Origin of the sequence: Streptomyces sp. B3I8 (genome assembly GCF_030816915.1) — a bacterium.
GTDB lineage: Bacteria > Actinomycetota > Actinomycetes > Streptomycetales > Streptomycetaceae > Streptomyces.
Map to the genome: position 1 here is coordinate 596647 of NZ_JAUSYN010000002.1, position 25460 is coordinate 622106.

Below are 25460 nucleotides of genomic sequence, written 5' to 3' on the forward strand. Positions count from 1 at the left end.
TACGGACGTGAGCGGACTGCTGGGTGTCGCGGTACTGGGTGCGGGTCACATGGGGGCCGACCACATCCGTCGTCTCGACCGGGTGACGAGCGGCGCCCGGGTGGTGGCGGTCGCCGACCCGGACACCGCGCGGGCCGAGGCGGCGGTGGCCGGCATCGACGGTGCGTCGGCGCACGCCGAGGTCGCCGCGGCACTGGACGCGCCGGGGGTCGGGGCGGTGCTGATCGCCTCGCCGGGCCCCGCCCACGAGGCGGCGCTGCACGAGGCGTTCGCCCGTGATCTGCCCGTGCTGTGCGAGAAGCCGCTGGTGCCCGACGCGGAGGGGGCGCTGCGGGTGGTCGAGGCGGAGGCGCGGCACGGCCGGCGGCTGGTCCAGGTCGGGTTCATGCGCCGCTACGACGCGGAGTACCTGCGGCTGAAGGCCCTCCTCGACGAGGGCCGGCTGGGCCGCCCGCTGATGCTGCACTGCGTCCACCGCAACGTCTCCTCGCCGCCCGGGTTCACCTCGGCGATGCTGGTCGACAGCTCGGTGTCGCACGAGATCGACGCGGCCCGCTGGCTCCTCGGCCAGGAGCCCACCGCGGTGACCGTACTGCGGCCCGGCAGCACGGGCCGGGCCCCGAAGGGGCTCGTCGACCCGCAGTTCGTGGTGATGGAGACCGACGGCGGCGTGCTGGTCGACGTGGAGATCTTCGTCAACACCGGGTTCGGCTACCAGGTGCGGTGCGAGGCGGTCTGCGAGGGCGGCAGCGCGCGCATCGGCGAGGAGCACGGCATGACGGTGACGGCACCGGAACGGGAGTTCCGGGGGGTGCCCCAGGACTACCTCGTACGGTTCGCGGACGCCTACGACCGCGAACTGCGGGCCTGGGTCGACGCGTGCCGGGCCGGCCGGGTGACCGGCCCGAGCGCCTGGGACGGCTACGCGTCCTCGGCGACGGCCGAGGCGGGTGTCCGCTCCCTGCGCACCGGCACCCGCACGCCGGTGAACCTGGCCCCGCGCCCGGCGTTGTACGCGTGAGGGGCGCGGGCTGTTCCGCCTCCCGGGCCGCCGGTGTCCACGGCGCCCTGTAGACACCGTCATATGCCACCCGCATCACCGTCCCCCATGTTGCCAAATCCCTTACAGCACGCGACGGGCTGTGCGACAGTCGTAGCGGTCCTTCTTCACCAGTCGGTCGCACTGTCCCCCGGAGTACGCCATGCCGTCCCCTCCGCCCGCGGACCGCTCCGCCGCGCAGCCGCCCCCGCGCGGTGCGGTCGACGCGCTGATCTCGCGGACCCGGCGGCTGCGCGGCGACATGGACGCCGTACGGCGCGAGGCGCCCTCGGACGGCGCCGATCCGGAGGCCCGCTGGCAGCGTGCCCTGTGCGATCTGGCCTTGCGGCAACTCGCGGACGTGGACGCGCACCTGGCGCAGTTGCGGGACGGTCCCCCGCCCCTTCCCACCGACCGCGCCCCGGCGGCCGGCCCGCGGGCACCGGCGCGGCCGTCCTCCGGCGGGCCCCTGCTCGGCCGGGTCGGCTCCGCCGAGTGGGACCTGCTGACCGACCGGGCCGCGTGGTCCGACGAGCTGTACCGGATCCTCGGCCGCGACCCCGCGGCCCCCGCCCTCACCCTCGACGAACTCCCCTCCCTCGTGCACGAGGACGACCGCGCGCGGCTGACCACGACGGTCACGGACTGTCTCATCGACGCCCGGCCCATCGACGGGGAGTTCCGCGTCCTGCGCCCGGACGGCGCGGAGCGCACCGTGCACATGATGGGCGAACCCGTGCTCGACGCCGACGGCTCCACCGTCTCGATGTGGGCGGTGTTCCGGGACGTCAGCGAAGTGCGCCGACAGCGGAGGACCGTGCGCGAGAGCCGCGACTCGCTGCACCGGCGCCGCCGGCTCGCGCAGACCGAGCACCGGGTCGCGGTCGAGTTGCGGGAGGCCGTGCTGCCGCCGTGGCGCGGTCCCCTGCGGCTCCCGCGCAAGGGCCCCGGCGCCCTGGACCTGGCCGCCCGCTGTCTGCCGTCGTCCGCCGGGGCGCCGGTCGGCGGCGGCTGGTACGACGCGCTGGAACTCCCGGACGGGGAGACGCTGTTGAGCGTCGGGGAGCTGACCGGGCACGGTGTCACCGCGACCTCAGGGGCGGCGATGCTGCTGGGCGCCGTCCGCGGCATGGCCGTGACCGGCGCCCCGCCGGGCGAACTGTTGGGCCGGCTCAACCAGTTGCTCGACGCCTCACTCGCGCAGCCCGCACTGGGCGGGGCGCTGTGCTGCCGGTACCGGCCCGCCACGCGCACCCTGAGCTGGGCGCGCGCGGGACACCCCGCCCCGCTGCTGTTCCGCGACGGGACGGGGCGTGCGCTGGAGGCACCGGACGGCGTCCTGCTCGGGGCGACCTCCGGTGCCTCCTACGGCGCGGCCGAGGAACCGCTGCGCCCGGGCGACCTGCTGCTCCTGCACACCGGCGGTCTGGTCCCCCGGCAGCCCGGCCCGCGGGGCACCCGCCGGCTGCTCGGGCTGGCCGAGCGGTTCGGCGCGGCCCGGGACGCGCAGAGTTGCGTACGGGCCGTCGTCGAGGAGTTCGGCGGGACCGAGCGGCAGGACGACGCCTGCGTCCTGGTGGCCAGGGTCGTCGGCTGACACCACCACCGGGTGCCTACGGTGGACGGTGGTTCCCCGACGGGGTGTCAGGCGCGGGCGGTGCTGCCTCCCCCCTTGCGTTTCCAGCCGGGCGGCATCACCAGTTCGATCTCCTCGCGCAGGTCGCGCACCTTCGGGTAGCTGGAGTACCGGGCGGTGAGCCGGTACATCTCGCGCAGCCGGTCCCAGGTGCGGTGGGAGGAGTTCGACCCGATGGAGTTCAGCGCCAGCCGTGCGTAGCGGTCGGCCTGGTCCGGGTCGTCGGCGATGAAGCAGGCCGAGGCGAGCGAGATGTGGTCGAAGATCTGCGACCGCTCGCGCCCACCCTCCCGCAGGCGCAGCGCCTTCTTGGCGTGCTGCTGGGCGATGGCCGCCGCGCCCGGTTCGTGCTCGGCGAGGGTGCGGTAGGCCAGGGCCTGCATGCCGTGCAGGTCCGCCTCGTCGAAGAGCTGCATCCAGCTCGGCGGCGGCACGTCCCCCTTGTCGGAGACGAAGAGTTCCTCCGCCTGTCCGAGGGTGCGTCGCATGGCCTGGCCCCGCCCCAGCGACGCCTGCGCCCAGGCCTCGATGGTGTGGAGCATCGCCCTGGTGCGCGGCAGCACCTCCTCACCGGAGCCGGACTCGGCGAGCTCCATCAGGTCCAGCGCGTCGTCGGGCCGGCCCAGGTGCACCATCTGGCGGGCGGCGCGGGACAGCGCCTCCCCGGCGCGGGGCCGGTCGCCGCCCTCCCGTGCGGCGTGGGCGGCGATGACGAAGTACTTCTGGGCCGTGGGTTCCAGGCCGACGTCGTGCGACATCCAGCCGGCCAGGACGGCGAGGTTGGCGGCGACGCCCCACAGGCGCCGCTGCAACGGATCGGGGTGCCGGTAGGAGAGCATGCCTCCCACCTCGTTGAGCTGACCCACCACCGCCTTGCGTTGCAGCCCGCCGCCGCGGGCCGCGTCCCAGGCGCGGAACACTTCGACCGAGCGCTCCAGTTCCTCGATCTCCTGCGTCCCGATGGGGGCGGCCTCGTAGCGGTCGTACCCGGCGGGGTCGGCGTGCAGGGGATGGTCGAGATCGGGGGCGTCGGCGGAGAGGGTCGGATCGGTGTGCAGCCAGTCGTGCATGGCGCTGCTGAGTGCGGAGCCCGCGGCGAGCGCGGCGCCCGCGCCCACCAAGCCGCGTCGGTTGAGCATGAGGTCCATTCCCGTGAATTCGGTGAGGACCGCAGCGGTCTGCTCGGGCGCCCACGGCACTCCGTCGGGATGTTCCACGTCCCCGCCGACCTGCCGTTTCCCCGTACGCCCGCGCCGGACCAGACCGAGGTCCTCGATGGTCACGACACGGCCGAGACGCTCGGTGAACAGGGCCGCCATCACCCGTGGCACGGGATCGCGCGGGATCTCTCCCATGTCGATCCAGCGCCGAACGCGGGAGGTGTCGGTCGCCAGCTGGGGGTGGCCCATGGCCGCCGCCTGCCGGTTGACCAGCCTCGCGAGTTCTCCCTTGGACCATCCGGTCAGGCCGAAGAGGTCCGCCAGACGGGTGTTGGGTTGTCCGCTCACGTCAAGCCCCCAGGTACTCGGCTGAGTTGACAGTAACCGCCTGTCAGTTGCTCCGGGACTATTCGCCAGGGTTCGCCAGGGTGCGCCAGATGGTGTGCCCGGGGCCCCTGGGTGTCAGGTAGGAAAGCGCCACCCCGACCCGGCCGCCCAGGGACATTCCCCAGGGTGCGCCGCGCGGCGGCCGGGCCGGAGCGGCGCGGCAACTCACCGGCACACGAAGGGATCCGTGTTCACCCATGTACGCAGCATCGTCCTCCGTGTCCGCCCCGTCCCCGTCGCTGCGCACCCGCCGGCCGGGAGTGGGCGGCCCCTACCTCGACCCCGCACGTCCCCAGACCCCGGCGCTCGGACGGTCCCGGCGCGTGCCCGGCGCGGCCGGCGCGCCGATCGGCGGAAGGCTCGACCTGTCCGGCCCCCAGGGTGCGCAGCTGCGCACGGCGATCGCCTCGGTGCACCGCATCTGCCCGGAGTTCACCCCGGTGCAGGTGCTGCGCCGCAGCGGCCGCTCGGTCCTGCTGGTGGGGACGACGGGCCGCAACACGGCCGTGGCCAAGTGTTTACTGGACCATTCGCCGATGTGGTCCGAGCGGACCCGGCACGAAATAGCTGCCTACCGCGCGTTCGTCCGGCACCGGCCGCCCGTGCGGGTGCCCCGGCTGATCGCGGCGGACCCGGAGAACTGCACGCTGGTGATCGAGCGGATGCCCGGCCGGGTCGCCGCGCTGCACCGGCACCCGGTGCAGGCCCCGCCGCGCGCGGACGTGCGGGCGGCGCTCGGCGCGATCTGCCGGCTCAACGCGTGGCGGCCGCCGGCGGGCACGTTCGACGCCCCGTTGGACTACGCGGAGCGCATCTCCCGCTTCCACGACCTCGGGCTCCTCACCGACCGGGACATGGGCGACCTGCAGAAGCTGCTGCACGGCATCGCGCACGCGGCGGGGCGCCAGGGCATGGGCCAGTTCTGTCACGGCGACGCGCTGCTGTCGAACGTCCTGCTCTCCCCCGCGGGTCCGGTCCTGGTGGACTGGGAGCACGCGGGTTGGTACCTGCCGGGGTATGACCTGGCGACGCTGTGGACCGTGCTCGGGGACGCCCCGATGGCGCGACGGCAGATCAGCGGCATCGCGCAGTCGGCGGGCCCGGCCTCGCGGGACGCGTTCCTGGTCAACCTGATGCTTGTGCTGACCCGGGAGATCCGTACGTACGAGACGGCCGTGCAGCGTTCGATGCACGACAGCGCCCCGACGGCCCCGGGCGCCACGCCGTCCGGCGAGGAGCAGCGCCTGCTGCTCCGCCGTCTTCACGACGACTGCCAGCTGGCCCGCCGCGCGGTCCGCGCGGCGGTCGGCACCCGCTGACGCGAGGGGGGACCCGCGCCGGCCACGCACCGGCTTCCCCGCCGCCGACGGGCGTCCCCCTCGCACGGCCCCCCACTCGCCCGTCCGGGTCATTGGTCCACTCCACTGACGCCCCGCAGGCCCGAGCACGTGCCGTAGACCGGGTGGAACCCGGCTTCCGGCACATGATTGACGGATCGTCGGAGAGCCGATAGCACTGACGCACGTTCGGCCCCGCACGCCCCGTCGCGCTCGACCGCCCAGGAGGCCTGCCTTGCGAGGATTCCCCACCACCGGACACAGACCCACCCGCAGGACGGCGGCCGCCGTCGCCGCGTCCGCCGCACTGCTGCTCCCCCTGCTCGGCGCCGCCCCGGCGGCCGGCCAGGGCGATGTCCGCACCGGCGGCACCCCGGCCGGGCTGCAGCGCGCCTTCGCCGCCGCGGCCGCCGAGTACCACGTGCCGGGGAGCGTCCTGCTCGGCGTCTCGTACCTGCAGTCGCGCTGGGACACCCACGCCGGCGCGCCGAGCGTGTCGGGCGGCTACGGTCCGATGCACCTGACGGACGCCCGCACCGCGCTCGCCCACACGGCCACGCACCCGGGACAGACCGCGACCGCGCACCCGGAGAGTGTCGGCGACGCCCGCGGCGACACCGCACGCCCGGCCCCGCGCCCGGCCCCGCGCCCGGCCTCCGCGGCGCCCGGTGTCCCGGCCGCCGCCGCGCTGCCGGCCCGGCTGAAGACGCTCGGCAGGGCCGCCGGTCTCACCGGCCTCACCGCCGCCGCCCTGCGCGAGGATCCCGCCGCCAACATCCGGGGCGGCGCCGCCCTGCTGGCCGCCGCGCAGCGCGCACTCGGCGAGCCGCTCAGCGCGGACCCGGCCGACTGGTACGGGGCCGTCGCCCGGTTCTCCGGCGCGGACGACACGGCGACCGCGTCGGCGTACGCCGATGACGTCTACGACGTGATCCGCACCGGCGAGCGGCGCACCACGGACACCGGGCAGCGCGTCACCCTGCCCGCGCGTCCCGGCGTCCGGCCCGACACCGCACCACTGCGCCGCGCGGGCCTGCGCAAGGGCCACGCCGCCGGCACCGAGTGCCCCGAGTCCGTGGCGTGCGAGTGGATCCCGGCACCGTACGAGGAGTTCGGGGACGACGACTACGGCAACCACGACCTGGGCGACCGCCCCGCCTCGCAGAGAATCGAGTACATCGTCATCCATGACACCGAGGGCGCCTGGGACGGGGTCATCAACCTCGTCCAGGACCCGACCTACGTGTCGTGGAACTACACCCTGCGGTCCACCGACGGGCACGTGGCCCAGCATGTGAAGGCGAAGGACGTGGCCTGGCACGCGGGGAACTGGGACGTGAACTCCCGGTCGATCGGCCTGGAGCACGAGGGTTTCCTCGCCGATCCGGACGCCTGGTTCACGGAGGCGATGTACCGCTCCTCGGCGCGGCTGGTGAAGTACCTCGCCGACAAGTACGACATCCCGCTGGACCGTCAGCACCTGCTGGGCCACGACAACGTGCCCGGCCCCACCACCTCCACCGTGCCCGGCATGCACACCGACCCCGGCCCGTACTGGGACTGGCAGCACTACTTCGACCTGCTGGGCGCCCCGCTGAAGGGCACGGCCGACGCGCACGGCGGCCTGGTGACGATCCGGCCCGACTACGCGGCCAACAAGCCCGTGTACACGGGCTGCACCGACGGCGACCAGCCGTGCGCGGCGCACGGTTCCGGCGAGGTGCGGCTGTACACGGCGCCGGACGAGAGCGCGCCGCTGATCAAGGACATCGGCCTGCGGCCGGGGGGCGGCGACTCCACGATCGACGTGAACGACCTCGCCTCTCGGGTCTCCACCGGCCAGCAGTACGCGGTGGCCGGCCGGGACGGGGACTGGACGGCGATCTGGTACCTGGGCCAGAAGGCCTGGTTCCGGAACCCGGCGAAGCAGCCGACGGCCGTGCACGCGAAGGGGCTGGTGGTCACGCCGAAGGCCGGGGCCGCCGACGTCCCCGTCTACGGCCGCGCCTACCCGGAGGCGTCCGCGTACCCGACAGGCGTCCCGGCGCAGGCCGTCTCGCCGCTGCCGTACCGGATCCCGGCGGGCCAGAAGTACGTCGTCGGTGACGCGATGCCGGGCCAGTACTACTACGCGGTGACCTTCGACGAGGCCTCGCACAAGGTCGTGACCGGCAAGGACATGTACTACGAGATCCAGTACGGCCACCGGGTCGGCTTCGTGCGGGCCGCCGATGTCCGGGTGCTTCCCTCGGCCTCCTGAGTCACGGGCCGAAGGAAACGGTCAGGGGCCGGGTCCGCCGGGAGGCGGGTCCGGCCCCTGTGTGTCCCGTGCCGACTCCGGCGGGTCAGCCCTGCTGGAACAGTTCCGCGGGGAGCGGCTTGAGCAGGGCGTAGAGGTCGTCGGTGATGGGGCGGTCCCAGGCGGTGATGGTCACCAGGACGTTGTCGCTGCGGTCGAACTGCACGCAGGAGATGCGGCTCTCGGACAGCTTGAGGCGGCGCACCACGAGCAGGTTGTCGCCCTGCAGTACCGGCACGTCCTCGGTGCCGACGACGGTGACCTCCTCGTCGTTCTCCAGGGCGAGGAGGAGCTGGGCCACCTCGAAGGGGATCTCCCCCTCGTCGACCTCACGGGCCGGGGATCCCTCCGGGAGGTTGCCGATGATCATCGCCGGGCCCCGGCCGCCGAACAGGTCGTAGCGCAGGAACACGCCCTGGCAGCTGCCGTCGGGGGCGGGCAGCAGGCCGGCACCGAGATTGCCCGGCCAGTCGCCCGGATCCATGGCCAGTACGTCGAATTCGGGCCCGGCGGGAGTGGCGCTGCGGCGGCGGAGGAAGGACATGCCGCCATGGTACGTGTCCGCGCCCGCGTCCGACCTGGGGCCGGGGCTCAGCTCGGGTCAGCTCAGGTGAGGTCGAACTCGCCCTCCCGCGCGCCGGAGACGAACGCGCCCCATTCCGCGGGGGTGAAGATCAGGGACGGGCTCTCGGGGCGGCCACTGTTGCGCATCGCGATGAAGCCCTCGACGAAGGCGATCTGGACATCTCCGCGCCCCTTGCTGCTGGAGTGCCACTCCGCGTTGGTGAGGTCCAGGTCGGGTTTGACCCAACCCGTGAGGGCGTGCTGCTGGATGGTGCTCTCGGCCACGGCCGTGCTCCTCCCGTTTCGTCGTCCGCGGTCAGCCTAGCGACCGGTTCCGGGCACCGACAGGGCACGTGAAGGGACGCTTCCCGGAACGGGGTCCCCCGGGCGCGGCAGGGCGCCCGTGCGGACGCGTCCGGCAGGACAGGGGGGCCTGCCCGGCTTATCGAGGGAGGGGCGTCCCGTCGTCGTCCCACCTCGTCGTCCCTTCGCCACCCCCACCCCTGTAGCCGTCCTGGATCGTCCCTCGCCATCACCTCGTCGTCCTGGAGCGGACCATACCGTCGACTTCGTCCGTGGTGAAGGTCGGCGGGCCCGCGCCCGGTCGGCTGGGCCGTCTGGGCGAGTGGTGTGCCCGGCACTTCGTCGTCGTCCTCGTGGCCCGGCTGGTCGCGCTGCTCGGCCGGCACGCGTGGCGCACCCCGCGGTGGCTGCACCGGGTCCTGCCGCGCATCGACGCGGAGGGCGGGGGCACGGGTGAGGTCCGCTCCCGACCGCTCGGTCGCGGGCCCGGCTCCTGCCGGCGCAACAGGTCGGTCGCTGGTCCGGCTCCTTCCGGGTCAGGCGCCGGTCCGGCCGTCCGGCGTGTAGAGGTGGGCGCGGACACGGCGCAGCCAGGCCTCGACGGGCGCCTCGTCCGGCTGCGGGGGCAGCACCGTTCGGGTCGTGGCGAAGGCGTCCTCGTAGTGGCGCAGGAGGGGCCGGGCGGCGGACGGGTCGGCGGCGACCTGTTCGCCGAACCGGTGGTACTCCTCCGGGTCCTCCACGCGGAGGGTCAGCCGGCCGGTGGCGTAGAGCTCGTGGCCCTGGTGGCACAGGCGTTTGAGGTGGCGGGCGTGCTTGGCGGTGCGCCTGCGCACGTCGGCCGGGAAGGAGCCGTCGCCGCGCGCCTGGAGCCGTCGGAACTGCTGGGCGGCGTAGCCGAGGTAGGCGGCGCGGACGCGCGGGGCGGACAGCAGGGTGGAGCGCAGGGCGACGAGTTCGTCGCCCAGTTCGCTGCGCACCTCGTACAACTCCTCCGGGAGCCAGACGAGTTCGAGCACGGTGGGGTTGCCGGCGAGGGCGAGCCGGCACCACTTCGCCGCCTCGTGCAGGGTGCGGTCCGGCGCGGTGGTGACGTGGGACTCCTTCGGCCGGTGCAGGCCGTGCAGGTCCTCGGTGGGGGCCGCGAACACGCCGAGCCGGTCCACGTCGGAGCCCGCGTGGGCGAGTCCGTACGCGGTGGAGCCGACGACGCCGGAGAGCAGGACGTGGGTGGCGGACACGGGCGGGCCCTCTCTTCGCGGGAGTCCTCCCCTGTGCGCGGAATCCCTGTGCTGGTGGGGCCCATTGTGGTGAGCGGCGGGCGGTGCGGTCACCGGATTATTCGCGGGGCTCGCCCGGCGGCCACTGTTCCTCCTGCTCTTTCCGCTCCTCCTGCTCCTTCCGCTCCTCGCGCTCCCCCGGCTCGCCCGACTGCTCCTCCGTGAACCTCTCCCGCAGTTCCCGCTTGAGGATCTTGCCGCTGGCGTTGCGCGGGAGCGCGTCCACGAACAGCACCCGCTTGGGCGCCTTGAAGTGGGCGAGCCGGTCTCGCGCGTGCGCGAGGAGTTGCTCCTCGGTGACCTCGCCGCGCGGGACGACCACCGCCGTGACGGCCTCGATCCAGTGGGCGTCGGGCAGCCCGATCACGGCGGCCTCGGCCACCGCCTCGTGGGTGTAGAGCGCGTCCTCGACCTGGCGCGAGGCGACCAGTACGCCGCCGGAGTTGATGACGTCCTTCACCCGGTCGACGACGGTGAAGTACCCGTGGGCGTCGCGCACGGCGAGGTCGCCGGAGTGGAACCAGCCGTCGCGGAAGGCCTCGGCGGTCTCCTCGGGCTTGTCCCAGTAGCCCTCGCAGAGTTGGGGTGAGCGGTAGACGATCTCGCCGCGTTCACCGTCGGGCACGTCCCGCCCCTCCTCGTCGACCACCTTGGCCTCGACGAACAGCACGGGGCGCCCGCAGGAGTCCATGCGGCCCCTGTGCTCGCCGGGGCCGAGGACCATGGCGAGCGGGCCGATCTCGCTCTGGCCGAAGCAGTTGTGGAAGGCGAGGTGCGGCAGCCGCTCCTTCAGCCGTTCGAGGACCGGCACCGGCATGATCGACGCCCCGTAGTAGGCCTTGCGCAGTCCGCCGAGGTCGCGGGTGGCGAAGTCGGGGCGGCCGGCCAGGGCGATCCACACGGTCGGCGGGGCGAAGAAGCTGTCCGCGCGGCCCGACTCGATCAGGTCGAGGAGCACGTCGCCGTCGGGGGCGTCGAGCAGGATGTTCTCGGCGCCGACGGCGAGGTAGGGCAGCAGGAAGACGTGTGTCTGGGCCGAGTGGTAGAGCGGCAGCGCGTGCACGGGGCGGTCGCCGGCCTGGAGGTCGAGTGCGGTGATCGCGCTCAGGTACTCGTGCACCAGCGCGCGGTGCGTCATCATCGCGCCCTTGGGCAGGGCGGTGGTGCCCGAGGTGTAGAGGAGCTGCGCGAGGTCCTCGGCGCGCGGTTCGGGACCGTCGTACGGCTCGGTCGCCGCGAGCCGTGCGAGCAGCGAGCCCTCGGCGTCGCGCAGCGGCAGGGCGCGGGTGCCGGCGGGCAGGTTCCCTGTGAGGTCCGGGTCGGCGAGGACGAGGGAGCAGCCGGACTGCCCGACGAGGTAGGCCAGGTCGTCCCCGGTGAGGGCGTGGTTGACCGGTACGTGGACCAGTCCGGCCCGGGCGCAGGCCAGGAAGCCGATCACGTAGGCGTCGGAGTTGTGGCCGTAGGCGCCGACCCGGTCGCCGGGGGCGAGCCCGGCGTCGAGCAGTGTGCGGGCGGCGCGGGAGACGGCGTCGTCGAGGTCGGCGTAGGTCCAGTGCCGGTCGCCGAAGTGGAGCGCGACGCGTGCGGGGGTGCGGCCGGCGCTGCGCCGCAGGACACCGTCCACGGTGACACTCCGACCGGCCTTGACCCCGCCGGGTCCGGCGCTGCCGCCGCCACCGTGTTCCGCTCCTGCCCCTGCCGATCGCGCCATGCCCTGTCCCTCCGCCCGGCCCGTTCTGCCCGTGATCCTGGGGTGCGGCGGGGGCGGGGGCAAGCGGCGCGCCGTCCCGCGGGGTGCGCGGGGGTCCGCGGCCGACGGCCACGGGCATGGCGTGATCACGGTCAACCCGGGGTCGGGTCACGGCAACACCCCACCGGCCCGCATGCCCCTTGTTAGGCTCAACGCTCCCTTCCGACACAGTAGTTGAGGGGCACCATGCGTATTCGTCACAGATGGGCGGCCGTCGCGGCCGCCGTCCTGTTCGCCACCGCGGGGACCCTGCCCGCGACCGCCGCCCAGGGCGCGGCACACCATCCGGAACGTCCTTCCGCCGGCGGGCTGTCGGCCGAGATCCGCTACACCGAGTACGGCATTCCGCACATCGTCGCCGAGGACTACCCGGACCTCGGCTTCGGCGAGGGCTACGCCCAGGCCGCCGACCAGGTCTGCACGCTCGCCGACGGCTTCGTCACGCTGCGCGGGGAGCGCTCGCGCTGGTTCGGCGCCGACGCGCGGCCGGACGGCTCGCTGTCCTCGGCGTCGACCAATCTGACCAGCGACCTCTACTTCCGCGGGGTGCGCCGGGCGCACACGGTGGAGAAGCTGCTCGCCGAGCGCGCGCCGCTGGGCCCGAGCAAGGAGGTGCGCGAGCTGATGCGCGGCTGGGCCGCCGGGTACAACGCCTGGCTGGCCCGGCACCGGATCACCGACCCCGCCTGCGAGGGCGCGGACTGGGTGCGGCCGGTCACCCCGCTCGACGTGGCCGTGCGCGGCTACGCGGTGGTCGTCCTGGCCGGTCAGGGCCGCGTCGTCGACTCGCTGGCGACCGCGCGTCCACCCGCCGCCGGTGCGTCGGACGAGCGCTCCGCAGCGGTGACCCCCGACCCGCGGGCGGCGGCCCGTGCCGCGCGGGAGATGTTCGCGCAGGACCGGAGCGACATGGGGTCCAACGCGGTCGCCTTCAGCGGGGCCACCACTGCCGACGGCCGGGGTCTGCTGCTGGGCAACCCGCACTACCCGTGGCAGGGCGGCCGCCGCTTCTGGCAGTCCCAGCTCACCGTCCCGGGCGAGCTGAACGTGGCCGGCGGTTCGCTGCTCGGTCTGCCGATCACCTCCATCGGCTTCAACGGCCGCACGGCGTGGAGCCACACGGTGGCCACCGGGACCCCGGAGAACCTGTACCAGCTCACCCTCGATCCCTCCGACCCCACGGTCTACCTGGTCGACGGCCGGCGGGAGCGGATGACGAAGCGGACCGTGACCGTCGCCGTGAAGGACGCCGCGCCGGTCACCCGCGCCCAGTGGTGGACGCGGTACGGCCCGGTCATCACCTCCATGGGCAGCCAGATACCCCTGCCCTGGACGGCCACGACGGCGTACGCGCTCAACGACCCCAACGCGGCCAACCTCCGCTTCGCCGACACCTCCCTCGGCTTCGCCAAGGCCCGGAGCACCGCGGACGTCCAGCGCTCCCTGGAGCGGAACCAGGGGCTGCCGTGGGTGAACACCATCGCCGCCGACTCCTCGGGACACTCCCTGTTCACCCAGTCCCAGGTGCTGCCCCGCATCACCGACGGCCTTCAGGCGCGCTGCTCCACCCCGCTGGGCCGGGCCACGTACTCCTCCGCGGGGCTCGCGGTCCTCGACGGCTCCCGCGGCGCCTGTGCGCTCGGGAGTGACGCGGACGCCGTCCAGGCGGGCACCTTCGGGCCCTCCCGGATGCCGACGCTGAAGGACGCGCCGTACGCGGAGAACAGCAACGACAGCGCGTGGCTGGCCAACGCGGACCGTCCGCTGACCGGTTACGAGCGGGTGTTCGGCCGGATCGCCGCGCCGGTGAGCCCGCGCACACGGGGCGCCGTGCAGGACGTGTCCGCGATGGCCGCGCGCGGCCGTCTGACCGTACGGGACCTGCAGCGGCAGCAGTTCGCCGACCGGGTGCCGGTGGCCGACCTGGCCGCCGGTGACACCGCCCGGGCCTGCGCCGCACTGCCCGGCGGTACGGCGACGGCGTCCGACGGGACGACCGTGGACGTGTCGAAGGCGTGCCGGGTTCTCGCGGACTGGAACCGCACCGCCGGCACCGACAGCAAGGGCGCGCTGCTCTTCGACCGGTTCTGGCGGAAGCTGAGCGGCGCCCTGCCACTGGACCGACTGTGGGAGGTCCCGTTCTCCGCGACGGCCCCGCTGAGCACCCCGCGCACGCTGAACACCGCCACGCCCGCCTTCGCCACCGCCCTCGCCGACGCGGTACGGGAGCTCGACGGGGCCGGGATCGGGCTCGACGAACCGCTGGGCGCCCACCAGTTCGTGGTGCGCGACGGCAGGCGGATCCCGGTGCCGGGCGGGACCGAGTCGCTCGGGGTGTGGAACAAGGTCGAGTCGGTGTGGGACGCGCCGGCCGGCGGCTACACCGAGGTGACCACCGGGTCGAGTCATGTGCAGGCGGTCGGCTGGGACGGCAGCGGCTGCCCGGTGGCCCGGACGCTGCTGACGTACTCGCAGTCCTCGAACCCGAACTCGGCGCACTACGCCGACCAGACCCGGCTGTTCTCCCAGGAGAAGTGGGTGACGTTCCGCTTCTGCGAGCGTGACATCCGCTCCTCGCCCGCGCTGAGGGTGGTGCGGGTCAGGGGCTGAGGGACGGTGGTGGCGGGTCCGGTCCGGGCCCGCCACCACTGCCGCCCTCCGGTGGCGCCCCGTCAGATGGTGTCCTCCAGTACGGCCCGGGCCGCGTTGTGGCCCGGGATGCCGCTCACCCCGCCGCCGCGCACCGCGCCCGCCCCGCACAGCAGGACATTGGCGTGCGCGGTCTCCACGCCCCAGCGGCCGGTGACGCCCTCCTGCGCGTACGGCCAGGACAGTTCGCGGTGGAAGATGTTGCCGCCGGGCAGCCGCAGGTCGCGTTCCAGGTCGAGCGGGGTGCGTGCCTCGATGCAGGGGCGGCCCTCGGCGTCGGTGGCCAGGCAGTCGGCGAGCGGTTCGGCGAGGTGGGCGTCGAGTTGGGCGAGGGTGGCCGTCAGCAGTTCCTCGCGGCGGCCGTCGTTGTCGGCGGCGAAGAGCCGGGCCGGGGTGTGCAGGCCGAACAGGGTGAGCGTGTGGTGGCCCCGGGCGGCTTGATCGGGGCCGAGGATGCTCGGGTCGGTGAGCGAGTGGCAGTAGATCTCCGAGGGCGGCGCGGTGGGCAGTGCGCCGGCGGCGGCCTGGGCGTGGGCGGTCGCGAGCTGTTCGTAGCCCTCGGCGATGTGGAAGGTGCCGGCGAACGCCTCGCGCGGGTCGACGGCGGTGTCGCGCAGCCGGGGCAGCCGGGTGAGCAGCATGTTCACCTTGAGCTGGGCGCCCTCGGCGGGGGCGGGCGGGGTGTCGCCGGTGAGCCGGGCCAGTTCCTCGGGCGAGGCGCCCACGAGGACGTGCCGTGCGGCGACGGCGGCCTCGCCGTCGGGGCCCCGGTGCGTGACCTCGGCGGTGCGGCCGTCGGTGTCGATACGGACGGCCTCGCGGCCGGTGCGCAGGTGGGCGCCCGCCTCCCGGGCGGCGTCCGCCAGGGCGTCGGTGAGCGCGCCCATGCCGCCCACGGGCACGTCCCACGCGCCGGTGCCGCCGCCGATCACGTGGTACAGGAAGCAGCGGTTCTGGGCGAGGGAGGCGTCGTGGGCACCGGCGAAGGTGCCGATGAGGGCGTCGGTGAGGACGACGCCGCGGACCGTGTCGTCGGTGAAGCGTTCCTCGACGGCGGCGCCGACCGGTTCCTCGAACAGGGCCCGCCAGGCCTCCTCGTCGTCGATGCGGCGGCGCAGCTCCGCGCGGGTCGGCAGGGGCTCGGTGAGTGTGGGGAAGACCCGGCGGGCGAGACGGCCGGTCATGTCGTAGAAGCGCTGCCAGGCCTCGTACTCGCGGTCGGAGCCGGTGAGGCGGGCGAACGCCTCGCGGGTGCGCCGCTCTCCGCCGCCGACCAGCAGTCCGGTGGGGCGGCCGGCGCGTTCGACGGGGGTGTACGAGGAGATCGTGCGCGGGCGGGTCCGGAAGGTGAGGCCGAGGTCCTGGACGATCTTCGACGGCAGCAGGCTGACCAGGTAGGAGTAGCGGGAGAGCCGGGCGTCCACGCCGGGGAACGGGCGGGTGGAGACGGCGGCGCCGCCGGTGTGGTCCAGGCGTTCCAGGACGAGCACGGACCGGCCGGCCCGGGCGAGGTAGGCGGCGGCGACCAGTCCGTTGTGGCCGCCGCCCACGATCACGGCGTCGTAGCGGTCGGCGGCGGGGTGTCCCTGGGGTGCGGGCATGTGGTCCTTGGTAACACGCGGGGGCGGGGTGGGCCAGGGTGCGTCTGCGAGGGCGTGGTGTTCAGGGGGTGAGGCGGCGCGGGTCGGGACGGGTACCCGGACCGAGGCGCGCGGTGGCGCGCAGTATGTGCTGCGGCGGGAGCTGCCAGCGCAGGCGCGCGGGGAGGGTGCGCAGCAGGGCGCCGGTGCGCCGGAGCCGTCGGGTGACGGTGGCGGGCGGCGGGGCGGGGCGGCCGTACAGCGCGTGGGCGTACGGCGGGAGGGCGGCGTAGGACAGGTCCGCCACGTGCCGCCAGAGCAGGGCGCGGGCCGGGACGAGGAGGGGGTGGACCGGGGGGCGGCGCAGGAAGTCCTCGATCTCACGGGCATCGGGCCCGGCGGCCAGCGAGGGCTGTACCGAGGCGAAGTAGGCGGCGAGTTCGGCCCGGTCGCCGGGCACTTCGCCGGGGTCCAGGCCGACGAGCCGGGCGCTCACGCGGTGTTCGGCGATGTAACGGTCGGCGTGGACGTCGGTGAGGGGGAAACCGGAGCGGCGCAGCACGTGCAGGTAGGAGTCGATCTCGGCGCAGTGCACCCAGAGCAGCAGTTCGGGGTCGTCGACGCGGTAGGTCCGCCCGGTGTCCGGGTCGGTGGCGCGGAGCCTGTCGTGGATGCGGCGGACGTGGGCGCCCGCGCGTTCGGCGGCCTCGGTGGTGCCGTAGGTCGTGGTGCCCACGTAGTCGGCGGTGCGGCGCAGCCTGCCCCAGGCGTCGTCGCGGAAGTCGGAGTTCTCGATCACTCCGCGGACTGCGCGGGGGTGCAGGGCCTGGAGGTAGAGGGCGCGGATGCCGGCCACCCACATCATCGGGTCGCCGTGCGCCTGCCAGGTCACGGAGGCCGGGGTGAAGAGGCCGGGATCGGCACGCTCGCCGTGGTGGCTGTGGGGGGTGTCCACGGAGCCCAGGCTAACGCGCCCCCGGGTGTCACCCTGGGATCGCGCGGCTCCCCGCGCCCGCGGGCGGGGCGCGGCCCCGTCTTCAGGAGCGCGGGGAACCGCGCGAGCCCACCACGACGCACCCGTACCCGCCGGCGCACCGCACGCGGCTCTCCCCGGGCGCCGGCCGCGGGCCGTGGGGCCACCGGCCCGTCAGGCCAGAGTGGCCATGAAGTCCGTGCAGGCCTGCGCGCACTCGCGGCAGACCTTGGCGGTGTCCTCCGCGCCCGGGTGGTCGTCGAAGACGTGCGCGCTCTCCAGGCACGCCGCCCGGCACCACTCGACCTGGACGCGGAGCGCCGCCTCGTCCTGGCTGCCCTGTTCGGACAGGACGCGGCAGGTGGCGTCGCACACCTCGGCGCACATGATGCCCTTGCGTCGTACCGCTTCCTGGTCCGCCGGCCCGCCCGGATCCACGAGGCTCGCGCGCAGGGCACAGGCACGTGCACACTCGGTACACGTCTGGGCGCACGCGAAGCGGTCCTCCAGGAACCGGAAGAGCTCCTCCTGAGTCGTCGTCCGAGATGTCGTCGTAGTCACCCTGTCCGGGTAGCCGGGCTCCCCGGCCCCAAACCACCGGTGGCGCGGGCGGAGTGGGTGCGCGGGCGCGCGTCGAGGGGCCCGCGCGCTCGGCGCGGGCCCCTCATGTACGTACTGCCGGACGGTGCCGGAGTCCACCGCGACCGTCAGGTGCTGCCGGGGCCGCCGCTGCCGAAGCCGCCGCTGCCGCCCTGGTTCCAGCGGGGTCGCTTCTGTTCCGGGTCCGTCCGGGACGAGGCGTTGCCGTGGGCGGGCATCTCGTGCGGGGTGAGGCGGTGCTCGTCGTCGCGGGGCATCTCGTGCGGTTCCCGCACCTGCTGCTCCTCGCGGACGGGGCCGCCCTCGGGCATCCTCGGCTGTTCCTCGGGGCGGGGCGGGGCCGGCGCGCGCCGTCGGGTCTGGTAGCCCTTCCACACCGCGCCGATCAGCAGCGCGACCACGACCACGCCCGCGACGACCGGTCCGATGACGGAGAAGCCGCTCGCCGCGGTGGTTACCGTCCATTGCGTACTCATGGCTCCCGCGTACCCCGGAAGCCCCCTCACAACCGCGGGCCCTGTGACACGCCGGACGGCCCTCTCCTCCCTGGCCCTGTCAGGGAGGAGAGGGCCGTCGATCCGGTCAGGACTCCCGCGTCACCACGAGGCTGACGTTGTGCCCGCCGAAGCCGAAGGAGTTGGCCAGGGCCGCCGCGGGGCGGTCCGTACGGTTCTCCCCGGCGACGACGTCCAGGTGGATCCTGGGGTCGACCGTCCGCAGGTTCCGGGTCGCCGGGACGACCCCGTGGTGGACGGAGAGCAGCGCGGACGTGGCGCCGAAGGCCCCGGAGGCGCCGAGCATGTGCCCGGTCATGGACTTCGTCGCCGTGACGGTCGGGTGGTCGCCCACCGCCTTGGCGACGGCGTCGGCCTCGGCGAGGTCACCGCCCTCGGTGGAGGTGGCGTGCGCGTGCACGTGCCCGATGTCGCCGGGTTCCAGCTCCGCGTCCCGCAGTGCCGCGCGGATCGCCAGTATCTGGCCCTCCGCGTCGGAGGCGGAGATGTGGTGGGCGCTGGAGTTGACGGCTGCGCCGGCCAGGGCGCCGTAGACGCGCGCGCCCCGGGCGCGCGCGAAGTCCGCGCGCTCCAGGACCATGACACTCGCGCCCTCGGCCATCACGAAGCCGGTGCGCTCCGCGTCGAAGGGCCGGGACACCCCGGCCGGGTCGCCCTCGTCCCGGGAGAGCGCCTTCATCTGTGCGAACGCGGCCACGATGAACGGGTGCACCGAGGCCTCGGTGCCGCCCGCGACCACGACGTCGGCGCGGCCGAGCCGGATCAGGTCCAGTCCCAGCGCGATCGCCTCCGCGCCGGAGGCGCAGGCGCTGACCGGCGCCCGTGCCCCGGCCCGCGCGCCCAGGTCGAGGCTGACCCAGGCGGCGGGACCGTTCGGCATGAGCATGGGCACGGCGTGCGGGGACAGCCTGCGCATGCCGGAACTCGCGTACAGCTCGTTCTGGCCGAGCGTGCTGAGCACGCCCCCGATACCGGTGCCGACGACCACGGCGAGCCGCTCGGGCTCGACCTCGGGCCGGCCCGCGTCCTCCATGGCCTGCCGGGCGGCGGCCACGGCGAGCTGCTCGCCGCGGTCCAGCCTGCGCGCCTGGACCCGGCCCAGGATGTCGACGGGGTCGGCGGTGACCGTCCCGGCGATCCGTACGGGCAGGTCCTCGGGCCAGTCCCCGGGCAGGGCGCGCACGCCGGAGCGCTGGTCGAGCAGCGCCTGCCAGGAGTCGGCCGCGGTGGCGCCCAGGGGGGTCAGCGCGCCGAGCCCCGTGACGAGGACGTCGTGGTGCCCGCTCATCCGCCGCTGCCCTCCGTCCGCTCCCCGGCGCGGACGGACCGCGTGCCGCTCCGGAAGAGCAGGGCCACGTTGTGCCCGCCGAAGCCGAAAGAGTTCTTCACCGCGATGTTCTGTCCGTCGCCCAGCTTGAGCGGCGAGCCGTGCACCACGTCGAGTGCGACGCCGTCGTCGAGGCGCTCGAAGTTGCGGGTCGGCGGCACCAGGCCGTGGTGCAGGCTGAGGATCGTGGCGATGGACTCGAGGGCGCCGGCGGCCCCCAGGGTGTGGCCGGTCATCGACTTCAGGGCGGTGACCGCCGGTCCCCGGCCGTCGCCGAACACGTCCCGCACCGTCTTGGCCTCGGCGGCGTCGCCGGGGAGCGTGGACGTGCCGTTGGCGTTGTAGAACGCCACCTCCTCGGGGGAGACGCCGGCTTCCTTCAGCGCCGCCCGCACCGCGAGGGTGCTGCCGGCGCCCTCGGGGTCCGGCTGCACCATGTGGTACGCGTCGGAGGTGATGCCCACCCCGGCGAGCTCGGCGTAGATCCGGGCGCCGCGCTCGCGGGCGTGCCGCTCGGACTCCAGGACGAGGATGCCCGAGCCCTCGCCGAGGACCATGCCGTCGCGGTCCGCGTCGAACGGGCGGGACGCGGCGGCGGGGTCGTCCACCCGCGTGGACAGGGCCCGCATGGCCGAGAACGAGGCCAGGACCAGGGGGTGCAGCGGGGCTTCGGTACCGCCCGCCACGACGATGTCGGCGTCGCCGCGACGGATCAGTTCGACCGCCGTCGCCAGCGCCTGCGTACCGGAGGAGCAGGCGTTGACGCTGGTGTGCACCCCTACACGGGCGTCGACCATCAGGGCCACGGCCGCGGCGGAGCCGTTGCCCATGGACATCGGCACGGTCATCGGCGGCACCCGCCGCCAGCCGCGCTCCTTGAGCGCCTCCCAGCCGTTGATGATGGCGTTCATGTCGCCCAGCGCGGCCGAGACGGCGACGGCCACGCGGTGCGGGGAGACGGAGGCGCCGTCGAGCCCGGCGTCGCTCCACGCCTCGGCCGCGGCGGTGACCGCGAGCTGTGCGGAGCGGCTGAAGCGGCGGCGCTGCTGGTGGTCGAGCCCGGCGCCGGGCTCGACCTTGATGCGGCCGCCCAGGACGGGCGGCGAATCCTCGGTCCACGGCTCGTCGTCCAGCACGCGGACGCCGCTCTCGCCGCGCAGGAGCGCGTCCCACGTGGCGGCCACGTCACCGCCGAGCGGGGTGGTCGTGCCGAGGCCGGTGACGACGACCTTGGTCTGCTCCGGGGGTGTGCTCATCGGGTGCGTGCCTCCTGTCCGAGCCGGGCGGCGAGCTTGCCGGAGTCCTTCTTGACGGAGTTGATGAGAACCTTGCGCAGCAGGGTCTTCGGCATGATGCCGAAGTAGTCCCCGGGCTGGACGTCGAACGTCCAGTGCACGTCGGTGCCGCCGTCCTCGTTGGCGGTGTAGGCGTAGGTGCCCTGGTAGGACACGGGCCCGCTCAGCGTGTGGAACTTCGACAGGCGGCCCGGCTCGAACTCGTCGATCTCGACGGTGAACTCCATGCGCTTGCCGATGAGCTGGAACACGATGTCGTACCGGCAGCCGGGCCGCGGCTCGCCGCCCCGCAGGGTGACGCCCGTGACGGCCGCCTGCCACTCCGGGTCCTGCTCGGGGTCCGAGATGCGGGCGAACGCCTCCTGCGGCGGGACAGGCACGCTGAAGGTGTACTCGGCCCTGACCGTCTCATCCTTGCTCATCGTTCGTCTCTCCTTCTCCGTGGCGCGAGGCCGGGTGCGACTGAAGGTGGGGGCCGACGGCCAGGGCGGCCTTCTCGGCGTGCGGCGGGTACATCACCGAGTTGTGGTCACCGGGGACGTCGATGACGTCCAGGGACCCCTCGATCAGTGACTGCCAGCCGAGCGTGGGCCCGTAGTCGGTGGTCTCGTCGACGGCGCGCAGCAGCACCAGGTCGACGTCGGCGGGCTCCGGCAGATAGGTCTGCAGGGCGATGCCGTTGGCCAGGTAGGCCTCGAAGTAGCGCAGGATCTGCGCGCGGTCGGCGTCCTGGGCGAGGACGCCGAGGTCGGCGGCCTCCTTCAGGATGTGGTCGAACGCGGCGTCGCCGCCGAGTTCGCGCAGGTACTCCGCCGGGATGTCGAGGGTCTTGCCGTAGGGCACCGCGAGGTCCCGCGCGAACCACGACAGGATCGTCGCGTCGTCGGAGGACTCCGGGATGTTCTCCTCGACGGGCGCGCGGCTGTCGATGCCGAACACGAGGTCGGTGCTCTCGCCCGCCTCGCGCAGCTGGACGGCCACCTCGTAGGCGATGACGCCGCCGAAGCACCAACCGCCCACGGTGTAGGGACCGTTCGGCTGTAGGGCCTTGATGTACTCGAGGTAGCGGGTGGCCATGGCCTCGACGCTGACCTCGGCCTCGCCCTCGCTCTCGATGCCGGGGGCCTCGACGGCGAGGACGGGCCGGCCCTCGGGGAGGTGGCGGGTGAGTTCGACGTAGCAGAAGACGGTGCCGCCGAAGGGGTGGAACAGGAACACCGGCCGCTGGTCCGGGTGGGCGGGGTCGCCCTCGCGCAGGGTGACCACCGGGACGCGCTCGCCGTCCTGGTCCTGCCCGCCGCGGCGGACGAGCGCGGCGAGTTCCGCGACGGTGCCCTGGCGGAGCATGACGGAGATCGGCACGTCCACGTCCCACTCCTCGCGGATGGCCGCGCTGAGCCGGACGGCGAGCAGGGAGTGGCCGCCCACGTCGAAGAAGTTGTCGTGGATGCCGACCTGGGACAGGCCGAGGATCTCCGTCCACATCCGCGCCAGGGTGATCTCCGTGGCGTCGCGCGGCTTGGCGAACCCGGCGTCGGAGGTGGCGACGGGCTCGGGCAGCCGGTTGCGGTCGATCTTCTTGTTGGCGGTCAGCGGCAGTTCGTCGAGGACCATGACGACGCCGGGCACCATGTACGGCGGCAGGGAGAGCGCGGCCGCCGACTTCACGTCCGCCTGCTTCAGTTCGACGCCGGACTCGGCGACCAGGTAGGCCACCAGGCGGTCGTCGCGGACGACGACCACGGCCGTGGCGACCCCGTCGACCGCTTCGAGGACGGTCTCGACCTCGGAGAGCTCGATGCGGTAGCCGCGCAGCTTGACCTGGTTGTCCAGCCGCCCGTGGTGCAGCAGCCGGCCCTCGCTGGTGAAGCGGGCCCGGTCGCCGGTGCGGTAGAGCCGGTCCTCGGGGGCGGCGGGGAGTCCGGTGACGAACCGCTCCGCCGTCAGTTCCTCGCGGTCCCAGTAGCCGAGCGCGAGGCCGTCGCCGCCGATCCACAGCTCGCCGGGGAACCCGGGTTCCACCTGCCGGCCCTGCGGGTCGAGGGTGTGGAGCCGGGTGTTGGCGAGCGGCGTGCCGATGTCGATGCCCCGGGCGGGGTCGACGCGGCCCGAGGTGGACCAGATGGTCGTCTCGGTGGGCCCGTAGACGTTGCGCAGGCTCGCCACCCGGGTGCTGAGGAACTCGGCCAGTTCAAGGGGGAGTTCCTCGCCGCCGCAGAGCACGTTGAGCCGCTCGGAGCCCTGCCAGCCGGCGTCCCGGAGCATGCGCCAGGAGGTGGGCGTGGCCTGCATCCAGGTGGCGCCGGACTCCTCGATGCGGACGGCGAGCGCGGCTCCGTCGGCCGCGGTGGTGCTGTCGCACACGAGGACCCTGCCGCCGGTGAGCAGCGGCAGGTACAGCTCCAGGCCGGCGATGTCGAAGGAGACCGTGGTGACGGCGAGCAGGCTGTCGTCGGATGTGAAGCCGGTGTCCTCCCGCATCGACAGGAGCAGGTTGGTCAGGGCGTGGTGCGGGATCGCCACCCCCTTGGGGCGGCCGGTGGAGCCGGAGGTGTAGAGGACGTAGGCGAGGTCACCGGCCCCGACAAAGGCGCGCTCGCCGCCGGGGGCGGCGGGCGGCAGGTCGTCGAGGTCGAGCACCGGCAGGCCGGGCACGTGGCTGTCGGCCAGCGTGCCGCTGCTGAGCAGCAGCCGGGCGCGGGAGTCCTCGGCCATGTAGGCCAGCCGCTCGGCGGGGAGGCTGGGGTCCAGGGGGACGTAGGCGGCCCCGGCCTCCAGGACGCCGAGGAGGGCGGCCACGAGCGGGGCGCCGCGGTCGGCCATGACGGCGACCCGGTCCCCGGCGACGACCCCGGCAGTCCGCAGCGCGGCCGCGACCGTCTCGACCTCGGTCAGCAGCCGGGCGTAGCTCCACTGCTCCTCCCCGGTCTTCCCGGCGACCAGCGCGATCGCCTCGGGGGTGCGGGTGGCCTGCTCCCGGAAGAGGTGCGGCAGTCCGGCCTCGGGGACGGTGCGGGCGGGTCCGGTGCCCCAGTCGGCGATCCGGGTCCGCTGCCGCTCGTCGCCCCGGGGCAGGCTGCCCAGCGGCTCGTCGGGGCGGGTGACCAGCGTCTCCACGGTGGTGACGAAGGAGGCGGCCAGTTCCCGGGCCGTCCGCTCGGTGAAGACGTCGGTGTTGAAGCGCAGGACGCCCGCGTAGGCGCCGGCGCGCTCCGCGCCCATCTCGATCCAGAGGTCGGTCTGGCCCTCCTGCTGCGGCAGCGGGTACGGCCGCAGGGTGGCCCCGGCCAGCTCCAGCTCGGTGCCCTCGCCGGGCTCCAGCAGGAAGAAGTCGTCCATGTCGTTCAGGAACGGCAGCCGGTCCCAGGCGAAGCCGGCCTGGTACAGGGGTGTGCGGCTGGGGTCGCGCGGCGGCGCGAGCTCCCGGACCAGCCAGGGGAAGGGCAGTTCCTGCGCCCGGGTGGCCCGCAGCACCCGCTCGCGGGAGGAGGCGAGGAGCTGACGGTAGGTCGACTCCTCGTTCACCTCGCCGCGGACGACGACGGTGTTGACGAAGTTGCCGAGCGCGTCGCGGAACTGCCGCTGCACACGGCCGGAAGTGGGGGTGCCGACCATGACGTCCGCCTGGCCGCTGAGCCGGCTGAGCAGCACCAGGTAGGCGGAGAGCAGCACGGTGTACGGCGTCGTGGAGGACTCGCGCGCCAGTCGCCGTACCGCCTCGGTGGTGTCGGCACTGAGGCCGAAGGGCACCGAGGCGCCGTCGTAGGACGGGGCGGGCGGCCGGGGCCGGTCGCCGTACAGGTCGAGGGCGGGCGGCGCGTCGGCGAGCCGTTCCTCCTCACCGGCGAGGAGGGCGGCGGCCCGCTCGCCGGTGAGGAAGTCGCGCTGCTGCTCGGCATAGGCGGCGAAGGAGCCGCCGTCCAGAGTGAACCGGTTGGGGGTGCCCTCCAGGCGGCCGCGCACCTCGGACAGCAGGAGCGCCAGCGACCAGAAGTCGATCGCGATGTGGTGCATCACGACGGTGAACACCCAGGTGCGCTCGGCGGTCCGGTAGAGGTGGACGCGCCACAGCGGCGGGCGGGCGAGGTCGAACGGCTCGCGGCTGTCGGTACGGATGCGGTCGCGCAGCTCGGCCGGGTCGGTGCCGCGGACGTCGGCGTGCCGGATGTCGGGCCGGACGGTGCCGGACACCCACTGCTCGGGCCCCTCGGGGCCGGCGCGGAAGGCGATGCGGAGGGCGTCGTGCTCGCGGGTGAGGTCCTCGACGACGTCCAGGACTCGGGGGCCGAGTTCCGGGTCGGCGGTGACCTCGGCGGCGAAGGTGATGTGGTAGGCCGCGCACCCGGGGTCGGTCTCGTGGATGAACCAGAGCCCGGCCTGCTGGTGGTTGGCGGGTATCGGGTTGCTCATCACTTGCCGTCCGCGGCGGCCGTCCGGGCCGGTACGGCGCCGTCGGCGGGCGTCCCGCCGTTGATCAGCACCACAAGCGCCTCGGCGAGGGAGTCGACCGTGGGGTGGTCCCAGAGCAGGTCCACCGGCGGGTCGGTGAGGCCGAAGGAGTCCTCTATCTCCATGCCGACGGTGAGTGCCGCCATGGAGTCCAGGCCGTAGGAGGTGAAGGGCCGGTCGGTGGCCAGTTCGGCGGGGGCGATGCCGGCTTCGGCGGCCACGGCCTTGATCAGTACGTTGCGGACGTCGTCCAGCGTCATGTCCGTGCTGCTCATCTCGGATCGGAACCTTTCCGGTGGTCCGGGTGGGGGTGG

The 25460-nt window shown here is 74.1% G+C and carries 19 protein-coding genes; 5 read left to right on the forward strand and 14 right to left on the reverse strand.

From position 1 onward, the window contains the following. The first annotated feature begins 7 nt into the window (after positions 1 to 7). On the forward strand, positions 8 to 1021 hold the full coding sequence (locus tag QFZ64_RS04895) for a Gfo/Idh/MocA family protein (RefSeq protein ID WP_307062690.1): 1014 nt from the start codon (positions 8 to 10) through the stop codon (positions 1019 to 1021). A gap of 181 nt (positions 1022 to 1202) precedes the next feature. Continuing rightward, positions 1203 to 2636 (forward strand): PP2C family protein-serine/threonine phosphatase, encoded by a 1434-nt coding sequence (locus QFZ64_RS04900; protein WP_307062692.1) that lies wholly within the window; start codon positions 1203 to 1205, stop codon positions 2634 to 2636. Positions 2637 to 2683: 47 nt separating this feature from the next. On the opposite strand, the gene QFZ64_RS04905 is transcribed toward QFZ64_RS04900, so the two are convergent. Continuing rightward, positions 2684 to 4183 (reverse strand): hypothetical protein, encoded by a 1500-nt coding sequence (locus QFZ64_RS04905; protein WP_307062694.1) that lies wholly within the window; start codon positions 4181 to 4183, stop codon positions 2684 to 2686. A gap of 236 nt (positions 4184 to 4419) precedes the next feature. On the opposite strand from QFZ64_RS04905, the gene QFZ64_RS04910 reads away from it, so the two are divergent. Then, positions 4420 to 5541, forward strand: a complete 1122-nt coding sequence (locus QFZ64_RS04910; RefSeq protein ID WP_307062696.1) for an aminoglycoside phosphotransferase family protein — start codon at positions 4420 to 4422, stop codon at positions 5539 to 5541. A gap of 253 nt (positions 5542 to 5794) precedes the next feature. Beyond that, positions 5795 to 7819 (forward strand): N-acetylmuramoyl-L-alanine amidase, encoded by a 2025-nt coding sequence (locus tag QFZ64_RS04915; RefSeq protein WP_307062698.1) that lies wholly within the window; start codon positions 5795 to 5797, stop codon positions 7817 to 7819. 85 nt (positions 7820 to 7904) lie between these two features. Here QFZ64_RS04915 and QFZ64_RS04920 read toward each other — a convergent pair whose 3' ends face one another. The 4 genes from QFZ64_RS04920 to QFZ64_RS04935 form a co-directional block, all read right to left on the reverse strand. Then, positions 7905 to 8402 carry a hypothetical protein gene (locus QFZ64_RS04920; protein WP_307062699.1) on the reverse strand — a complete coding sequence of 166 codons (498 nt, stop codon included), beginning with the start codon at positions 8400 to 8402 and terminating at the stop codon, positions 7905 to 7907. Positions 8403 to 8464: 62 nt separating this feature from the next. Next, positions 8465 to 8707, reverse strand: a complete 243-nt coding sequence (locus tag QFZ64_RS04925; protein ID WP_307062701.1) for a DUF397 domain-containing protein — start codon at positions 8705 to 8707, stop codon at positions 8465 to 8467. 554 nt (positions 8708 to 9261) lie between these two features. After that, positions 9262 to 9966, reverse strand: coding sequence for a DNA polymerase beta superfamily protein (locus tag QFZ64_RS04930; protein WP_307062704.1), 705 nt, complete (start codon positions 9964 to 9966; stop codon positions 9262 to 9264). Between the two features lie 97 nt (positions 9967 to 10063). After that, entirely contained in the window at positions 10064 to 11719 is a 1656-nt protein-coding gene (locus tag QFZ64_RS04935) for an acyl-CoA synthetase (protein ID WP_307062706.1), read from the reverse strand. Positions 11720 to 11944: 225 nt separating this feature from the next. Here QFZ64_RS04935 and QFZ64_RS04940 point away from each other — a divergent pair, with 225 nt between their 5' ends. Next, complete coding sequence (locus QFZ64_RS04940; RefSeq protein ID WP_307062708.1) at positions 11945 to 14368, forward strand: penicillin acylase family protein; 2424 nt, start codon at positions 11945 to 11947, stop codon at positions 14366 to 14368. A gap of 62 nt (positions 14369 to 14430) precedes the next feature. Here the strand turns inward: QFZ64_RS04940 and QFZ64_RS04945 are convergent, their stop codons facing one another. The 9 genes from QFZ64_RS04945 to QFZ64_RS04985 form a co-directional block, all read right to left on the reverse strand. Beyond that, positions 14431 to 16008 (reverse strand): NAD(P)/FAD-dependent oxidoreductase, encoded by a 1578-nt coding sequence (locus QFZ64_RS04945; protein ID WP_307062709.1) that lies wholly within the window; start codon positions 16006 to 16008, stop codon positions 14431 to 14433. 61 nt (positions 16009 to 16069) lie between these two features. Then, positions 16070 to 16942, reverse strand: a complete 873-nt coding sequence (locus tag QFZ64_RS04950; protein WP_307062710.1) for an oxygenase MpaB family protein — start codon at positions 16940 to 16942, stop codon at positions 16070 to 16072. A gap of 192 nt (positions 16943 to 17134) precedes the next feature. Further along, a complete protein-coding gene (locus QFZ64_RS04955) occupies positions 17135 to 17521 on the reverse strand; it encodes a ferredoxin (RefSeq protein ID WP_307062711.1) in 387 nt (128 codons plus the stop codon). A gap of 146 nt (positions 17522 to 17667) precedes the next feature. Continuing rightward, positions 17668 to 18036, reverse strand: a complete 369-nt coding sequence (locus tag QFZ64_RS04960) for a DUF6479 family protein (RefSeq protein WP_307062713.1) — start codon at positions 18034 to 18036, stop codon at positions 17668 to 17670. A gap of 106 nt (positions 18037 to 18142) precedes the next feature. Beyond that, on the reverse strand, positions 18143 to 19363 hold the full coding sequence (locus QFZ64_RS04965; RefSeq protein ID WP_307062715.1) for a beta-ketoacyl synthase: 1221 nt from the start codon (positions 19361 to 19363) through the stop codon (positions 18143 to 18145). Beyond that, on the reverse strand, positions 19360 to 20658 hold the full coding sequence (locus tag QFZ64_RS04970; protein WP_307062718.1) for a beta-ketoacyl synthase: 1299 nt from the start codon (positions 20656 to 20658) through the stop codon (positions 19360 to 19362). Before QFZ64_RS04970 ends, QFZ64_RS04965 begins: the two co-directional genes overlap by 4 nt. Then, a complete protein-coding gene (locus tag QFZ64_RS04975) occupies positions 20655 to 21119 on the reverse strand; it encodes an SRPBCC family protein (RefSeq protein ID WP_307062719.1) in 465 nt (154 codons plus the stop codon). Before QFZ64_RS04975 ends, QFZ64_RS04970 begins: the two co-directional genes overlap by 4 nt. Next, positions 21106 to 25107 (reverse strand): amino acid adenylation domain-containing protein, encoded by a 4002-nt coding sequence (locus QFZ64_RS04980; protein ID WP_307062721.1) that lies wholly within the window; start codon positions 25105 to 25107, stop codon positions 21106 to 21108. The genes QFZ64_RS04975 and QFZ64_RS04980 overlap by 14 nt, the downstream gene beginning before the upstream one ends. After that, the gene (locus QFZ64_RS04985; RefSeq protein ID WP_307062722.1) at positions 25107 to 25421 is read right to left on the reverse strand and encodes an acyl carrier protein; all 315 of its coding nucleotides are present in this window, start codon (positions 25419 to 25421) and stop codon (positions 25107 to 25109) included. Before QFZ64_RS04985 ends, QFZ64_RS04980 begins: the two co-directional genes overlap by 1 nt. Positions 25422 to 25460 lie beyond the last annotated feature (39 nt).

Coding starts and splice junctions, on each gene's coding strand:
- QFZ64_RS04975 (WP_307062719.1), bottom strand. CDS start 21,119: ATGAGCAAGGATGAGACGGTCAGGGCCGAGTACACCTTCAGCGTGCCT.
- QFZ64_RS04910 (WP_307062696.1), top strand. CDS start 4,420: ATGTACGCAGCATCGTCCTCCGTGTCCGCCCCGTCCCCGTCGCTGCGC.
- QFZ64_RS04920 (WP_307062699.1), bottom strand. CDS start 8,402: ATGTCCTTCCTCCGCCGCCGCAGCGCCACTCCCGCCGGGCCCGAATTC.
- QFZ64_RS04985 (WP_307062722.1), bottom strand. CDS start 25,421: ATGAGCAGCACGGACATGACGCTGGACGACGTCCGCAACGTACTGATC.
- QFZ64_RS04935 (WP_307062706.1), bottom strand. CDS start 11,719: ATGGCGCGATCGGCAGGGGCAGGAGCGGAACACGGTGGCGGCGGCAGC.
- QFZ64_RS04980 (WP_307062721.1), bottom strand. CDS start 25,107: ATGAGCAACCCGATACCCGCCAACCACCAGCAGGCCGGGCTCTGGTTC.
- QFZ64_RS04900 (WP_307062692.1), top strand. CDS start 1,203: ATGCCGTCCCCTCCGCCCGCGGACCGCTCCGCCGCGCAGCCGCCCCCG.
- QFZ64_RS04970 (WP_307062718.1), bottom strand. CDS start 20,658: ATGAGCACACCCCCGGAGCAGACCAAGGTCGTCGTCACCGGCCTCGGC.
- QFZ64_RS04945 (WP_307062709.1), bottom strand. CDS start 16,008: ATGCCCGCACCCCAGGGACACCCCGCCGCCGACCGCTACGACGCCGTG.
- QFZ64_RS04940 (WP_307062708.1), top strand. CDS start 11,945: ATGCGTATTCGTCACAGATGGGCGGCCGTCGCGGCCGCCGTCCTGTTC.
- QFZ64_RS04965 (WP_307062715.1), bottom strand. CDS start 19,363: ATGAGCGGGCACCACGACGTCCTCGTCACGGGGCTCGGCGCGCTGACC.
- QFZ64_RS04960 (WP_307062713.1), bottom strand. CDS start 18,036: ATGAGTACGCAATGGACGGTAACCACCGCGGCGAGCGGCTTCTCCGTC.